This is a genomic window from Arthrobacter sp. TE12232 (assembly GCF_054062615.1).
The window spans coordinates 494,457-510,675 of record NZ_JBSSFK010000001.1; the positions used below are offsets into that span (position 1 = coordinate 494,457).

Below are 16,219 nucleotides of genomic sequence, written 5' to 3' on the forward strand. Positions count from 1 at the left end.
CCCTCCGACTGTAGGACCGTGATTCGTCTCACAGGAATACTTTTGCGATAGAATTCCGCTATGTCGAACAGTTCATCCTCGGTTGGTAATGCTCTTGCCCTTCTGCGCCTCCTGCAGGAGCGTGAATTCCTCCGCGTCAGCGATGCTGCCAGCGAGTTGGGAGTAGCCCGGTCGACCGCGCACCGCCTCCTCGCGAGCCTGAGGGAGCATGGCTTCGCCGTCCAGGACGGCGACAGATCGTACGCCCTCGATCCCCGGCAACGGCTGGGGCACGGAATGCTCACAGCGGAAACCCTCGTGCCGATTGCCCGGCCGCACCTTGAGTGGCTTGTGTCGAGGACCGACGAGACTGCACACCTCATCGCCCCGGAGGGGCGCATGGTTCGGGTCATCGATTCCATCGAGGGATCACAGGGGCTTCGCGTCGGCAGCCGGGTTGGCGTCCTGTTGCCGGCTCATGTCGCCGCAGCGGGCCTGCTCTTCCTCGGCGCGTTATCCCCCGAAGAACTTGCCGCCATCTACACCGATGGTCCTCCGCCGGGTTCCGGGGCACAGACCATCGCGGAATTTCACGCGTCCCTCCAAGGCAACAGGCCCTACGCGATTTCGTTTGGCCAAGCCGAGCGCGGAGTCAATTCACTCGCCATGCTGGTAACAGACCACAACAAGCGACGTGTGGCCGCAGTCGCCCTGTCCGCACCGGCATTCCGCATGCCTCCCCAGGGGATGCCGGGGGTGGCCGCCCTTGTCAAGGAATGCGTCCAGCGGATTCAGGCCAGCGTCCTCGAACACGAATAGGTCCGCTGGTTTCGTATAGCGGAATAAGCTGGCGGTTCGCTGGAACGCCCGGAGGCGCGTTTTCACTGCATAGCCTTACTGCGTGGACATACGTGCATCAGGGACGAGCCCGCCCGACCATACATCGAGGAGGTCTACGCCCCGCGCCCGGCCAGGCGTACGCTGTCTGCCAGAGACCACCGTTCCCGCGCATCGCTTGGGTTTACGGACAAAAAGTCAGGGGCGGAAAAGACGGGAAGTTCCGCAGGCCATAGCGCCCTGACAGCGTCCACCACCAGTGCACGCCTGGCGGCCGCGGCAAAGTCCTCCACAAACGCGAGGATCTATTCCCGGCTTAGTTCCCCTGGTGCCCGCCACTGCACCGTGTTCGCGGATGCTATTGGCTATCCGGCCGAGGGCTATTTCTTGCTCGGCGTTCCACAGTCCGAGGTCCCACGGCGTAATCCGACCATCGAAAAGGACAGCCGTGGCCTCAAACCACAATGAGGCCATCTCCCCCTGCAAATTCGGCTGGGGAGGTGCGTCAGCTGCCACTCCAAGGGACACCTCGGCTTGAGTGCCTCCGCTCCACGCCGAGTACATGCACAGTGGCGACATCGGCGCGGTTGGGAATCCCCAAAGGCCTGAGGCTAAACGGATCGAACAGTTGAAGACACGCTCAGCTCCCTTGCTGCCTCGTTTGCGAGGTCAACTGCAAATCCTGAATTCGATCGGTAGGAATACTTGAATCGAAATATTCCGCTATGTCGAATTTTATGCCCTAAGTATTGGACTGCATGGCCGGCAGCTGGGAGCGTGTTGGTTAAGACAATGCTTTGCCTTCAGAAAGAGCTCCGGACGATGAGTAACTACGCGACCACAAACCCAGCAACCGGAGAACGCGTTGCCGAGTTCCCGTCACTCAGCGATGAGGACGTACAGGACGTACTGAAGCGTTCCTTCACGGAATACCGTGAATGGCGCTCAGTTCCCTTGGTCGAACGCGCTGTTATCCTGAGCCGGGTCGCCGTACTACACCGCGAACGCTCCGACCAGCTGGCCGCCCTGCTGACCCTTGAGGTAGGAAAGACGACGGCGGAGGCCAAGGCCGAGGTTGCCCTCGTTGCCTCCATCTATGACTACTACGCGGATAATGCCGAACTCTTCCTCCGCGAGGAGCCCCTGGACGTCATGGGGCCCGGCAGGGCTGTGGTTCGCACCGAAGCCGTTGGGCCTCTTGTTGGCATCATGCCGTGGAACTTCCCGTATTACCAGGTGGCCCGTTTCGCCGCGCCGAACATTGTGCTCGGCAACACGGTCATCCTGAAGCACTCCCGCAATTGCCCGCAGTCGGCGCTGGCCATCGAGGCAGTCCTCCGCGATGCCGGCCTGCCGGCCGACGTCTATATCAACGCGTTTGCCACCAGCGGCCAGATCGCCACAATGATCGCCGACCCGCGGGTCCAGGGCGTCTCCCTGACAGGGTCCGAGAAGGCCGGGTCCGCCGTCGCAGAGGTTGCCGGACGCCACCTGAAGAAGTATGTGCTGGAGCTGGGCGGTTCAGACCCGTTCATCGTGCTGCCGGATGCCGATCTGGACAAGGCCGTGGCCGGCGCCGTTTCCGGCCGCATGTATAACGGCGGTCAGGCCTGCACAGCTTCCAAGCGCTTCATCATCGTCGGTGACGTCTACGACGAATTCCTGCGCCGCTACACCGATGCCATGTCCCGGATCGCGCCGGGTGACCCCACCGACGCAAAAACAACCTTCGGTCCGCTGTCCTCCCAGTCCGCCGTCGAAGAAGTTGACGAGCTGGTCCAGGACGCTGTCGCTAAGGGCGCAACCGCCGTCACAGGCGGTGCCGGCCCTGACGGACCGGGCGCGTATTACCCTGCGACGGTCCTTACCGGTGTGACACCCCAGATGCGCGCCTACTCGGAAGAGATTTTCGGCCCGGCGGCAGTGGTCTTCCACGTCGACTCCCCCGAGGCTGCCATCGATCTGGCCAACGATTCTCCTTATGGCCTGTCCAGCTCCATCTACAGCGCCGACATTGAGGCGGCCCAGCAGCTCGCCGACAAGCTTGAAACCGGAATGGTCTGGATCAACAGCATTAGCCGGAGCGCACCCGACCTGCCTTTTGGCGGCGTCAAGCGTTCGGGCGTCGGACGTGAACTGGCTCAATACGGGATCAACGAATTCGCGAACAAGAAACTCGTGCGGATTCCATAACCCTAGACCTGGGTAACGGAAGCCAGATGATCGAAGGGCCTGCCCGTTCAACGTTCGTTCGTGGCCCAACACCAGAGTGAAACCTGGCACTATTCAGGACGTCCGTGTGCCAGGGTATCGGCATCCCGGTCTTGGGCGCCCGAACCGCACATGCCCAGGGATTGCTGGAAGGGAAAGTGTCATAAGCAGGTTCCCTTATGATCCGATTCCCCAAGTTCTACCGGGATGGACCGGCATCGGTCCAATTCTAAGACAAGGAATTCTCTTAGGATACAATTCCTGTATGTCGAATAATGCATCTTCGGTTGGTAACGCGCTTGTCCTTTTGCGTCTCTTGCAGGAGCGTGATGTTCTCCGCGTCAGCGATGCTGCAGACGAGTTGGGGGTAGCCCGTTCGACTGCACACCGCCTGCTCGCGACGCTGAGGGAACACGGATTCGCCATCCAGGACAGCGACAGGTCCTATGCGCTCAGCCCCTTGCAACGCGGGCACAGAACGCTTACGGCAGAATCCCTCGCGCCGGTCGCCCGGCCGCATCTCGAGTGGCTAGTAGAAAAGACAGACGAGACTGCACACCTGATTGCGCCAGAGGGTCGCGTGGTTAGGATCATCGATTCCGTCGAGGGATCGCAGTCGCTCCGTGTTGGCAGCCGGGTTGGCGTCCTGATTCCTGCGCATATCTCCGGAGCGGGGCAGCTGTTCCTCGGAGGGATGAACGTAGATGAACTTGCCGCCATCTACCCAGATGGCCCTCCGGCTGACTCCGGCGCACAGACCATTGCAGAATTTCACGCGTCGCTCCAAATCATTAGGCCCTATGCCGTCTCCATCGGCCGTGCCGAGCGCGGAGTTAATTCCCTCGCCATGCCCATAACAGATCACGACAAGCGCCGCGTGGCGGCGGTAGCCTTGTCCGCGCCGGCATTCCGCATGCCTTCCCGGGTGATGCCGAAGTTCGGGATCCTTGTCAAAGAATGTATCGAGAGGATCCAAGCGAGCGTTGTGGAGCACTCCTTATGACTCCAACAACGGAAACCAGGCCCCGGCGGCAAGCCTGGAGCATAACGACACTATTGGTCCTCTTCATGATGCTCAACTTTGCCGACAAGGCCGTCCTGGGCTTGGCTGCGGCTCCCCTTATGCAGGAAATGGGCATCACGCCGTCCCAGTACGGGCTTGTCTCCAGCGGCTTTTTCTTCGTCTTCTGCGCTTCGGCGATGCTGGGTGGCTTCATGGCCAACCGAATTCGTACCAAATGGCTGCTGCTCATCATGGCGGCCCTCTGGTCGGTGGCCCAGATCCCGATTCTCCTGAGCGCCACCTTCGCAATGTTGTTCGCCAGCCGGGTCGTTCTCGGCGCCGCCGAAGGGCCTGCCTACCCAGTAGCCGCCCATGCCCTGCACAAATGGTTCTCCGACAGAGATCGCGGCGTGGCCACCTCGCTGCTGACCGTGGGTGCCCCGCTGGGGGTGATCGTTGCCTCTCCCCTTCTGACCTGGCTGATCATCAACCACGGTTGGCGCTCGGCCTTCCTCGCCCTGGCCATCGTCGGCCTAGCCTGGGCCACCGTCTGGGCCCGGATCGGACGGGAGGGCCCTGAACGGGAAGAAACTCCCCTGCCTTCCACCGCGCTGGCCGCCGCCGAGCCCAAGAGCGGACCCACAACAAAAGTGCCCTACCTGCGAATCTTCGCCACCGGCACTTGGCTCTCCAGCCTCTTCGCCGGCTTCGCCGTCTACTGGACACTGGCCGTACTTACTTCCTGGGTGCCGCTGTACCTGCAAGACGCTCTGGGCTACAGCCAAGCCGCCGCCGGTTCCCTAGTCATCGTCCCTTGGGCCTTCTTCGGCGCAGCACAGGTGGCCCAGGGATTCATTACGCAGGCCATGATGCGCCGCGGAGTATCTAGCCGCATCGCCCGCGGGGTGCTCGGCGGTGCCTGCACATTCCTCGCCGGCGTGGCCATGCTTCTCCTGGTCGCCGCCCCCGCCGGTCCGCTGCAGATCATCCTGCTCGCACTAGCTTTTGGACTCGGCACCCCCATCTTCCCGATCACACTGACCATCAACGCCGAAATCGCGCCCAGCGTCCAGCGTGGCGGCGTTCTGGGTACGTACGTCGCCCTATATACCCTCTCCGCAGCTATCGCCCCATACTTCGTCGGGCGCGTTGTCGAGGGCGCAGCAGACCCCGTCAGCGGCTATAACACCGCGTTCACCCTCAACGGCCTCCTACTCGTCTTTGCCGGCATCATCGCCGCAGTCTTCATACGCCCCCAATATGACGCGGCGAAAATACGCCGGGCGGAAGTCATGACCGCAGGAACCTGACCCTTCGCCGCCGGAGCGCTACGATCAGTCGGCTGGAGAACGCCCCTGCAAACCGCCCTTTGAAGGCTCTGTCTTTTCACAGCAAAGTACCGGGTGTGAGCAGCCCGGTGCGGAAGAACCGGGGTCTTCTCTTAGAACTTGAAAATTTTCGGCTGCCTGGATACCGGCATGATCACCCTGCATATGGGCAGACGAGGATGCGAGACATACGCGATTGGCAGCAACGGCGTGGGTAACTTCCTGGTGCACGACACCAACGCCCAAACTATCTCACTCCTACGGGCTTTGGACCGCTATTAGCCGTGCCGGCTGGATAGTTGGGCCCTCATCGTGCGCCGAGTACCAGCCACACACAATGTCGTACGGCCCGGAATTCCCGCTCGAGGCTTTTCAGTCAAGCCGCACGATCGCCGAAACTATTTTCCGTGGGACCCTGTACAGGCCAGCCTCACCGTCGGCTTCGGTCCGACCTCGCGGATCCCGCCCATCGCCGTTGATGCGGCTTTCTGATGACGCGCCAGGTCAACGAGGACGACCAGGTGGAAAAGCATGCTGTTGATCACCGTGGTCCAACTACGGATTGGGATGACTGATCGACCACAACAAGAGCATCAATTGGAGTCCCTCAGAGCATCCCCACCGGTACCAGCGTCACAGACACGCGAAGCCATTGACGGCATGGGCACAGCCAGCTGGTCCCGCGGACAGGCCCCGGCCGGCGGCGAGTAATAGGGGTCGGTACGCACGAGAAGCAGCTGACAATGCGTGGTCCCGCACAGCCTTGAACGAGAATATCCGCAGGCAAACGCACCTGACGGGCGTCCGCTGCTCTCCGCACAGGATTAGAGGGTGGACGCCCTGGGCGGCCATCCCGCCGCCGTGTCCGGTCCAGCCACGGCAACCGGCCTTGACTGACGCGCTTCCTTCCCATCCTTCCTCGCCGGCGCAGGCTTGACCGGTGTTCCAGCCGGCTTGGTGAGTAGGGTCAAGAAATTCATGCGGGCCATTACAGCGCGTCCTTGATTTCGCAGCGCAAGAGGCTATGCCTGGGCAGACCAGACCCACGGGAAGGGACGCCGCGAACGCAGTGTCCTGGGCACCGCAAGCCCGGCGCAGCATGCTGGCCGTCTGTGACCAGCCGAAGCGGGTGCTGATCATGTTGCTCTGAGAGCTCGGCAGATACATAAACCGCGGCCTGCCTGATCTGCTCGATCGCGACCGGCGGGAGGCGGCGTGCGCCACAATTCGATATCTATGCATGCGGGGTATCAATGGGACCCAAAATAGGTATTTCCCTTCGATAAGTCACGCCGCCTACCTTAGAAACACCGCAACGCAATCCCGGATGCAGCAAAGACGCCTGTCCGGCGAATGACAAGAAACGAATGGTGCGCGGTCCGGTGTCGGCGCCCCTCATGTGTTATGCGCCCCCTCGGACCTCGAATAACAAGGAGGTTAGTTCATGGCAGGACGTGTTGACGGCAAGCGGATCCTCATTACGGGAGCGGGAAGCGGTATGGGGCGGGCTGTTGCCCGGCGCTTGGCCGCAGAAGGAGCAAGGTTAACAATTTTCGACCTCAACGCCGAGGCAGCCGCAGAAACAAGTGATGAACTCACAGCTGCGGGCGGGACGGTCATCGCGGCTTCAGGGAATGTCGTGAACAGAGAGGACGTCGCAGCTGCCGTCGCCGCAGGAGTGGAAGCATACGGCGGCCTGGACGTGATGTTTTCAATCGCCGGCATTATCCGCCCGATGCACTTCCTAGACGTGACGGAGGAGAACTGGCGTTCGACGCTGGACGTGAACGGCCTCGGGTCGTTGATCTGTCAGCAAGAGGCCGCAAAGCAGATGATCTCCCAAGGCACGGGCGGCAAACTGGTTCTCACGTCTTCGATCGCAGGCCGCCAGGGTTACCCGAACTTTGCGCCATACTGTGCGAGCAAGTTCGCTGTCAACGCGCTGGTGCAAGCGGCGGCAAGGGCACTCGCTGAGCACGGCATCACGTGCAACGCTTTCGCTCCCGGCGTGGTCGACACGCCATTGTGGCGCAAACTCGATCTGGACCTCATGGAACTCGGGGACACCTCGGCGCCGGGGCAGGCCTTCGCCGAGTTCTCGGGCGGCATTCTCGCCGGCCGCGCCGGGACGCCTGAGGACGTGACTGGCACAGCCCTCTACCTCGCCTCAGAGGACTCCGACTACATGACAGGCCAAGTTGTCATGATCGACGGCGGGATGGTCCTCGTCTGAGGAACTAAACCATGCGGCCGTAGAGATCAGCCGACCAAGCACCCCGGACAACTTCCGGGGTGCTTGGCGTGTTTTCTCCTGATTTCAACAGAAGGGAGAACTCGGTTCGATTATTACCTCTGAAGCAACAATACTCACTCTAATAAGTATTGGACTGGAGGTAATTCCGGTGGCATCGTTGAATGCATCGACGACGATTCCGAGGAGAGCCGTGACGACTGAAACAAGCCCCAGGACTGCCTGGCCGCAGGATGCCGGATCCGAGGCCGCGCGGGAGCAGTCCCTCACCAGCGAGGAGCGGCCCTCCACGTCAGATATGTTCGGCCGTACTGGTACCGGACCTCTGTCCGGGTTGCTCATCGCGGACTTCGGGCGAGTGCTGGCTGGCCCCTATTGCACCATGCTGCTGGCGGATATGGGCGCAACCGTGGTGAAGATCGAGAGCCCCGACGGCGACGAAACGCGCACTTGGAAGCCTCCGGTCCGCGACGGCCAGTCGACGTACTACCTGTCGATCAACCGGAACAAGGGATCGATCAGCCTGGATCTCCAGGATCCGGAGGACCGGGACATCGCCCAGGATATCGCCAGGCGGGCGGACGTCGTGGTGGAGAATTTCAAACCGTACGGGCTGGACCGGTTTGGCCTCGACTACGATTCGGTCGCAGCGGGGAACCCCAAGGTCATCTATGCCTCCATCACCGGATTTGGAACGGCCGGCGGGGCCTCGCTGCCCGGATATGACCTGCTGGTTCAGGCGTCGTCCGGCCTGATGAGCCTTACCGGAGCGCCGGATACACCGGCGTTCCGCTCCGGCGTAGCCGTTTTTGACGTGATCACCGGCCTGCACGCAGCCATCGGGATCCTCGCGGCGCTCCAGGAGCGTCAACGCAGCGGGCGGGGCCAACGGATCGAAGTCAACCTGCTGTCCTCCGCGCTCTCCGGGATGGTGAACCAGACAGCGGGCTACCTGCTCAGTGGCAGCGTTCCCACAAGGCTCGGCAACGAGCACCCCAGCATCTACCCCTATGAGCCGCTGGCCACACGGGACGGCGACATCGTCATCGCCATCGGCAACGATCCCCAATTCAGCCGGCTGTGCCTGGCTCTGGATGTGGCGGCCCTTAGCGACGATGCCCGGTTTTCAACAGCTCACCAGCGCAGCCTGAACCGTGAAGAGCTGCGGCCGTTGCTGCAGGAAGCGCTCGGAAGCCGCAGCTCGTCCGAATGGTTCGAGGTCCTCACGGAGGCGCGAATCCCCTGTGCCCCGATCAACGACGTCGGACAAGGCCTTGAATTCGCCGAGCGAATAGGGCTGAATCCCGTCGTCGACGTCGGTGTTGGCACTGAGACCCTGCCTGGGATCCGCAACCCCATCACGTTCTCGGAAACTCCTGTCAGCTACGACCTCATCCCACCGGATCACGACGCGCACCGCGAGCCAATTCTCGAATGGCTTCGATCGGCACCCCGGAACCCCAACCCGCCGTCGCCGGTATCACCGAAATTCAAGCAGGCTCAACAAGGGAAAGTTCAATGACCACCACCACCGACCGCCAGAGCGCGACGTCAGATTACTTCCGCCTGGATGACGACCTCACCCCCGAGGAGATCGGAATCCGGAACAAGGTCCGCGAGTTCGCCGAACAGCGTGTCCTGCCAGTCATCAACGACTACTGGGAAAAGGCCGAATTCCCGGCGGAACTGCTGCCGCCGCTGGCCGAACTGGGCATTATCGGCACCACGATCCAGGGCTACGGATGCCCCGGAATGAGCCGCAAAGCCGCCGGCATGGTGGCCCGCGAAATGGCCCGCGCAGACGGCAGCCTCAACACCTTCCTCGGCATCCACTCCAACCTGTGCATGGGCGCCCTCAACATTCTCGGCAGCGCCGAGCAGCGGGAACGCTGGCTCCCCGCCCTGGCCAGAATTGAAAAGACCGGCGCCTTCGCACTGACCGAGCCCGACCACGGCTCGGACTCCGTCGCCCTGGAAACCCGGGCCCGGCGCGACGGGGACCACTGGGTCCTCAACGGCCACAAGCGCTGGATCGGCAACGGGCATGTGGCCGATGTCATCGTCCTGTTCGCCCGCAACACCGACGACGGAAACGTCAACGCCTTCGTCATTGAAAAGGACGACGACGGCCGGTACCCCGCCGGCTACTCCCCCACCGTGATCACCGGCAAAGTGGGCAAACGCGCCATTCTCCAGGCCGACATCGTCATCGACGAGATGCACCTACCGGCCAGCAGCCGGCTGGAAGGGTGCCACTCCTTCCGCGACGTTTCCCGCGTCCTCCAGGCAACCCGCGGCGGTGCCGCCTGGGAGGCCGTCGGGCACGCCATGGCGGCTTTCGAAATCGCCGCCGACTATGCCCAGACGCGTCACCAGTTCGGCAAACCCATCGCGTCCTACCAGCTGGTCCAGTCCCGGCTGGCGAACATGCTGAGCGAACTCACCACGATGCAGTTGCTGTGCACGCGCATGGCCGAACTGGCGGACCGGGGCCAGCTCACCAACGCCCAGGCCTCAATGGTCAAGATGGCCACCTCCCAGAAAGGCAAGTGGATCTGCAACGAGGCCAGGGACCTGCTGGGCGGCAACGGACTGCTCCTGGAAAACCACGTCATCCGCCACATGACCGACATGGAAGTTGTCTCCACCTATGAGGGCACCGACTCCATGCAGGCCCTGATTGTCGGCCGCGACATCACCGGCATCTCCGCCTTCAACTGAACCGGCTGATCCTGCCACTGACCAACCCGGACAGCGAAACGAATAAAGGAACCCAAACATGGCTGAAGCCTTTCTGATCGGCGGCGCCCGGACACCCGTCGGCCGCTACGGCGGCGCGCTCTCCTCCATCCGGCCGGACGACCTCGCGGCACTGACCGTGCGGGCCGCCGTCGAACGCGCCGGCATTGACCCTGGCGTGGTGGACGAAGTGATCCTCGGCAACGCCAACGGTGCCGGAGAGGAAAACCGCAACGTCGCCCGCATGGCCTGGCTGTTGGCGGGCTACCCGGACAGCGTGCCCGGCATCACCGTCAACCGCCTGTGCGCCTCAGGCCTGTCCGCCATCATCATGGCCGGCCATATGATCAAGGCCGGCGCTGCAGACATCGTGGTCGCCGGGGGCGTCGAATCCATGAGCCGCGCCCCGTGGGTCATGGAGAAACCCGACAAGGCCTTCGCCAAGCCTGGAGACATCGTGGACACATCCATCGGATGGCGTTTCGTCAATCCCGCCTTCCTCACAGGACAGCACTCCCGCGACGGCAAGGCATCATTCTCGATGCCGGAAACGGCTGAGGAAGTGGCCCGCGTCTTCGGCACGTCCCGGGACGACTGCGACGCCTTCGCCGTCCGCTCGCACGAACGCGCGCTGTCGGCCATCGCGGCCGGCCGCTTTACCGCGGAAACAGTTCCGGTCACCATCACCGGGCGCAAGGGTGTCCAAACCGTCGTCGACACCGACGAAGGTCCTCGGTCCGGGACCACCATGGAGGTCCTCTCCGGGCTCCGACCCGTCGTCAAGGGCGGCTCCGTAGTCACCGCGGGCAACGCGTCCTCCCTCAACGACGGCGCCTCCGCAATCGTCATTGCTTCCGAGGCGGCGGTGAAGAGGTACGGGCTGACGCCGCGGGCCCGAATCCTCGAAGGGGGTTCTGCCGGTGTGGCTCCGGAGATCATGGGAATCGGCCCCATCCCTGCGACGCGCAAGGTGCTTGAACGCGCCGGCCTGACTGTGCGTGATCTGGGTGCCGTGGAACTCAACGAGGCCTTCGCCTCGCAGTCGCTGGCGGTCATGCGCGAACTCAAGCTGGACCAGGACACCGTCAACGCCGACGGCGGCGCGATCGCCCTGGGACACCCGCTCGGCTCCTCGGGGTCCCGGCTTGTCGTCACCCTGCTCGGGCGCATGGAACGTGAACTGGCCGGCAACGTCCGCAAGCTCGGCCTGGCAACGATGTGCGTCGGCGTCGGCCAGGGCACCGCCCTCCTTCTGGAGGGAGTGTAATGAGCACTCAGCAAACCCACGACGGGTTGGGCACTTCGCCCGACCAGAAATCCGCGGATCTCGACGCCACCGCCTTCACTGCACTCCTGGTTTCCGAGGATGATGACCGCATCCACGTCCGCCTGCACCGCCCGGAGGTGCGCAACGCGATCGATGCGAACATGGTCCGCGAGCTTCACATCGTCTGCGCGCACCTGGAAGCGGCGCCCAAGATTTTTATCCTGTCGGGAACACCGGAGAACCAGGAGACGGGAATGAAGGCCGTCTTCGCTTCCGGCGCCGACATCGCCCAACTACGCGAACGCCGTCGGGATGACGCTCTGGCAGGCATCAACTCCTCGCTCTTTGAACGCATCGCGAAGCTGCCCATGCCGGTTATCGCGACCCTCGACGGATTCGCCCTGGGCGGGGGCGCGGAGCTGGCCTACGCCGCTGACTTCCGGATCGGCACGGCCGCGTTGCGCCTGGGCAACCCGGAGACCGGCCTGGGAATCATGGCCGCGGCGGGTGCCACGTGGCGGCTTCGCGAACTCGTCGGAGAACCGCTGTCCAAGGAGATCCTCCTCGCCGGCCGCATCCTGACAGGCGAGGAGTGCCTTAAGGCCGGGCTGATTTCAGAACTGGCTGAACCCGGGAAACTCCTGGCGGCAGCCCACTCCCTGGCAGACCGGATCGCGCGTCAGGACCCCCTCGCGGTGCGCCTGACGAAGGCCGTTTACCACTCCCCGCGGGAGGTCCACCCCCTCATCGACACGCTGGCTCAGGGCATGCTCTTTGAATCCCAGGCCAAATATGACCGCATGCAGCAGTTCCTGGACAGGAAGAAGTAGCCGTGACAAATACCAACGAAACATCTCTGAGAACCCCTTCCGGCCTCCTTCCGGCCACAGTCGGCGTTCTCGGCGGCGGCCGCATGGGTGCGGGAATCGCCCACGCCTTCCTGATCAATGGTGCGAGGGTCCTAGTCGTCGAGCGCAACGAGGACGCTGCCCGGGGTGCTCGGGACCGCGTCGCGGCCTCCGTGGCGGCGTCATTCGACCGAGGCGTGCTCGAGGGCGACCGCGCCGAAGTTCTACACAGGTTTGCGACGAGCGTCGACTATGCCGGCTTTGCCTCCTGTGACCTCGTCGTCGAGGCCGTTCCCGAGGATGAAAAGCTCAAGGCGAACGCGCTCAGCGCCGTGGCTGCTCAGCTTGCCCCGCATGCCTACCTGGCGAGCAACACGTCGTCCTTGTCGGTCAGCAGGCTGGCCGAATCGTTGCCGCGGCCGGAGTCTTTTTTGGGTCTGCATTTCTTTAACCCTGTCCCCGCGTCCACTCTCATTGAAGTCGTCGTTGGCGAGAAGACCTCGGAGGGCACCGTCGCGGCTGCCCGGCGATGGGTGTCCGGGTTGGGCAAGACCGCCGTCGTGGTCCAGGATGCACCCGGCTTCGCGTCCTCCCGCCTCGGCGTTGCCATCGCGCTGGAGGCCATGCGGATGGTCGAGGAGGGGGTCGCCACCGCCGAAGACATCGACAACGCCATGGTCCTGGGCTACAAGCACCCGGTAGGGCCGCTCAAAACCACGGACATCGTAGGCCTGGACGTGCGCCTTGGCATCGCCGAGTACCTGCACTCAACCCTGGGCGAACGCTTCGCACCGCCCCAGGTCCTGCGCGACAAAGTCACGGCCGGCGAGCTCGGACGCAAGAGCGGCAAGGGCTTCTACGACTGGAAATGAACACGGGACAGCCCGACGGTCCCTTCCCGGGCGTCGAAAGTTCGCCCCCGAAGGTTCGATCATTGTTGCCGTCAGGCATCTCAAAGGCGAGCCAGTGATACTGTTGAATCAATAATGGCGGACTAGGGGCGGAATCATGGACGTGGGCCAACTCAGGGCCTTCCTGGCCGTGGCAGAGGAACTCCATTTCGGGCGGGCCGCCGAACGGCTGCACATCGCCCAGCCACCGCTCAGCCGCACTATCAAGCAGCTCGAGTCCGAGCTGGGGACGCGCCTGCTGGATCGAAGCACCCGTTCCGTGAAGCTCACCTCCAGCGGGCAGGCGCTCCTGGCACCGGCCGCCGAAGTGCTGGAGGCCCTCCGCCGCGCCGAAGAGGCCGTGCGGTCCGCCGACAACGGAGAGTCCGGACTCGTCCGGATCGCCTTTGCCGGAGTCTCCACCCACCCGCTTGTTGCCCGGCTCGCAAGGTTGATCAGGTCCAATCGGCCCGGGATCCAGCTCGAGCTGTCCAGCCAGAACTTCGCCCAGCCAGCCATGAAGAAGCTCGTCGAGGGCGACACCGACCTCGCCCTGGGGCGCTGGGATGTCATCCCCCCGGTGGTCTCCTCGCGTGTGATCATGAAGGACTCGCTCGTCGTGGCCCTGCCCGACACGCACGTACTGGCCGGCGCTCGTCGGCTTTCCATCGCGCGGCTTGCCGGCGACGGATTTATCTCACTTCGGCCTTTCGAAGGTGCAGTCCTGCCCGACCGGCTCAGGCGGTTGGCACACGACAACGGATTCGTCGCCGACATCGTTCAGGTGGCGCCCGACACCCAAACTGCACTGGCCCTGGTCAGTGCGGAAGTCGGATGCCATCTGACACTGGCCTCTGTCGCCCGAAGCGCGACGGACCCGCACATCGTGTTCGTCCCGCTGGAGGACGCAACCGCCGACGTGGATCTGAGGGCAGCATGGCGCCGCGACGACGCAAGTCCGGCTCTTAAGGCCGTGCTGGAAGAAGTCGGCAGCCTAGATGAGACCAGCCTGGCCTAAGACTTGCCGATCCAGCCGTCTGCAGAATCAGATCGAACCCTCGCCCGTATCAAGGCCAAGCTGGCGCAGTCGCCGATACAGGGTTGACCTGCCCATGCCCAGGAGGGCGGCAGCCTCGGATTTGTTGCCTCCAGCAGCATCGAGCGCCTTGATGATGGCCCCGCGCTCCGCAGTCTCGATCATGCTCATGTGACGTCGTGGGGGTGCCTGCTGCAAATGTTTCGGTAAGTGCCGGCGTTCGATGACTGAGCCTTTCGACTCCCCGATCAGCCCGGCCACAGTGTCAGCAAGTTCGGCGATATTACCGGGCCAGTTCCACTGGACCATCGACTGCAGAGCAGCCGGGGAGATGGTGTGCCGGGATTCAGGATCAACAACGTTGAGGATGGCCTTGACCAGACCGGGAATCCTTTCCGGGGTCAGGGCTAGTGCCTCCGTGTGCTCTACTGGTCCTGTGGTGTCGATCCACGCCTGAACGGCCGGTGCGGCCTGATCGCGCGAGGATGTCAGCAGAAGACTGCTGGCGCGCTGCCCGGCGGTCCGCGCCGTCCGGTGCGAATCGACAAGTCTGGCAATGCGGGTGACTTCGGTCGCGGCGATCTCCTCCAAGCGCCGGATCATTACATCGACGCCATCTGCCAAGAGGTCCTCGATGGTCGTCCATGGCATGGCCGCCTCCGCGGATGCAACAAACACTTCCAGGCGTGCTGTACTTCCCCGCTTCGTGCGCAGTCTCCCGGCGACAGTGGCCCGTCCGGATCCGCGCGGTCCATCCACAAGAACAACTGCCGGCGCGGCCGCACTTGGGGCCAGCGCATATGCGCCCAGTCCCTGGGCCCGGGAGGACAAGGCAAGTCCGGGTTGGCGATCCGATGCTTCACTCAGATCGGAGAAGTGCACCACGTAGTGCTCGCGCGGACCGTCGACCACCCTCCGTGCCGTGACCTCGTAGGGGGTACCGTCCAGTTCACGATGCAGTGTGCTGCTGGAGGACCAGTTGTGGGAATTGAGCAGTTCCCAGAGCATGACGTGCGATGCAACGCTGACGTAAGGCAAACCCGGCGTGTTAGCCAGGATGGACTCCTGATCCATCACAACTGTAGGACGCTGCGAGCTGCTGAAGCGCATGAAAGACATCGCCAGCGCGAGATCCTGAGGCCGGGAGGATACCCGGAATCTCTCCTCGATCTGTTGGCTGATCTCTCGCGTAAGCGACAGCATAATTGGACTGGCAGCTTCGAGCGGCCCTCCGAGTGAGACAGAACCAACGACAAGACCGGCCGGCGTATATACCGGCACAGCCGCGCACGCCAGAGCGGCCAAGGCGTCATTGTAGTGTTGACTCCCCTTGACGAAAACCGGACGCTTTTCAACCATCGACGTCCCTAAGCCGTTGGTCCCGATAGAGTCTTCCGAATAATCGAACCCCTCTGCCGCGTGCATGCTGTCCAGACGGCGTCGCTCACTGTTGTCACTCGTTCGCCGGGCAACGATGCTGCCGCCCCGGTCGCTGAGGAAGAGAGTAGTCCCGGTGTCGGCCAACTGATGCTGCCAGCGGTCGAGTACGGGCAGAGCAGCCCGGCACAGCAGGGAGTCCGTATCCACGTCCTGATAGCGCTGGGACGGGACGGAACTTTCGACTGCGCTGCTGATCGATCGGCGCCAGCTTCGCACAATCAGGTCGGGCACCGCATTGTTTGGTCCAAAGTGACCAGTGAGGCCAACGCGAATCAGGTGCTCCCGCGCTTCCCGCACCGGGTCGGACATAATCGCTCCTTCGCAACGTCGGCTACCTGCCCGGATGCCGGACGTCGGCACTCTTCTGCAACCGGAATTATTGCTGATGTG

The 16,219-nt window shown here is 63.2% G+C and carries 12 protein-coding genes; 11 read left to right on the forward strand and 1 reads right to left on the reverse strand.

Features of this window, described 5'->3' with window-relative positions; genetic code table 11:
• Positions 1–60 precede the first annotated feature (60 nt).
• From ACVWZ7_RS02235 to ACVWZ7_RS02285, 11 genes are all read left to right on the forward strand, one after another.
• Positions 61–798: an IclR family transcriptional regulator gene (locus tag ACVWZ7_RS02235; RefSeq protein WP_456506825.1), complete on the forward strand. Its 738-nt coding sequence runs from the start codon at positions 61–63 to the stop codon at positions 796–798.
• 840 nt (positions 799–1,638) lie between these two features.
• Complete coding sequence (locus ACVWZ7_RS02240; protein WP_456506826.1) at positions 1,639–3,009, forward strand: NAD-dependent succinate-semialdehyde dehydrogenase; 1,371 nt, start codon at positions 1,639–1,641, stop codon at positions 3,007–3,009.
• A gap of 283 nt (positions 3,010–3,292) precedes the next feature.
• Positions 3,293–4,030, forward strand: a complete 738-nt coding sequence (locus ACVWZ7_RS02245; protein ID WP_456506827.1) for an IclR family transcriptional regulator — start codon at positions 3,293–3,295, stop codon at positions 4,028–4,030.
• Positions 4,031–4,095: 65 nt separating this feature from the next.
• Positions 4,096–5,340 (forward strand): MFS transporter, encoded by a 1,245-nt coding sequence (locus tag ACVWZ7_RS02250; RefSeq protein WP_456506828.1) that lies wholly within the window; start codon positions 4,096–4,098, stop codon positions 5,338–5,340.
• 1,462 nt (positions 5,341–6,802) lie between these two features.
• Positions 6,803–7,591, forward strand: coding sequence for an SDR family NAD(P)-dependent oxidoreductase (locus tag ACVWZ7_RS02255; protein ID WP_456506829.1), 789 nt, complete (start codon positions 6,803–6,805; stop codon positions 7,589–7,591).
• Positions 7,592–7,802: 211 nt separating this feature from the next.
• On the forward strand, positions 7,803–9,131 hold the full coding sequence (locus tag ACVWZ7_RS02260) for a CaiB/BaiF CoA transferase family protein (protein WP_456506830.1): 1,329 nt from the start codon (positions 7,803–7,805) through the stop codon (positions 9,129–9,131).
• Positions 9,128–10,330 (forward strand): acyl-CoA dehydrogenase family protein, encoded by a 1,203-nt coding sequence (locus tag ACVWZ7_RS02265; RefSeq protein ID WP_456506831.1) that lies wholly within the window; start codon positions 9,128–9,130, stop codon positions 10,328–10,330. Before ACVWZ7_RS02260 ends, ACVWZ7_RS02265 begins: the two co-directional genes overlap by 4 nt.
• Positions 10,331–10,388: 58 nt before the next feature.
• Positions 10,389–11,615, forward strand: a complete 1,227-nt coding sequence (locus ACVWZ7_RS02270; RefSeq protein ID WP_456506832.1) for an acetyl-CoA C-acyltransferase — start codon at positions 10,389–10,391, stop codon at positions 11,613–11,615.
• Complete coding sequence (locus ACVWZ7_RS02275) at positions 11,615–12,445, forward strand: enoyl-CoA hydratase/isomerase family protein (protein ID WP_456506833.1); 831 nt, start codon at positions 11,615–11,617, stop codon at positions 12,443–12,445. The genes ACVWZ7_RS02270 and ACVWZ7_RS02275 overlap by 1 nt, the downstream gene beginning before the upstream one ends.
• A 2-nt stretch (positions 12,446–12,447) precedes the next feature.
• Positions 12,448–13,335 carry a 3-hydroxyacyl-CoA dehydrogenase family protein gene (locus ACVWZ7_RS02280; RefSeq protein WP_456506834.1) on the forward strand — a complete coding sequence of 296 codons (888 nt, stop codon included), beginning with the start codon at positions 12,448–12,450 and terminating at the stop codon, positions 13,333–13,335.
• A 136-nt stretch (positions 13,336–13,471) separates the two neighbouring features.
• Positions 13,472–14,371, forward strand: a complete 900-nt coding sequence (locus ACVWZ7_RS02285) for a LysR substrate-binding domain-containing protein (RefSeq protein WP_456506835.1) — start codon at positions 13,472–13,474, stop codon at positions 14,369–14,371.
• A gap of 27 nt (positions 14,372–14,398) precedes the next feature.
• On the opposite strand, the gene ACVWZ7_RS02290 is transcribed toward ACVWZ7_RS02285, so the two are convergent.
• On the reverse strand, positions 14,399–16,138 hold the full coding sequence (locus ACVWZ7_RS02290; protein WP_456506836.1) for a helix-turn-helix domain-containing protein: 1,740 nt from the start codon (positions 16,136–16,138) through the stop codon (positions 14,399–14,401).
• Positions 16,139–16,219 lie beyond the last annotated feature (81 nt).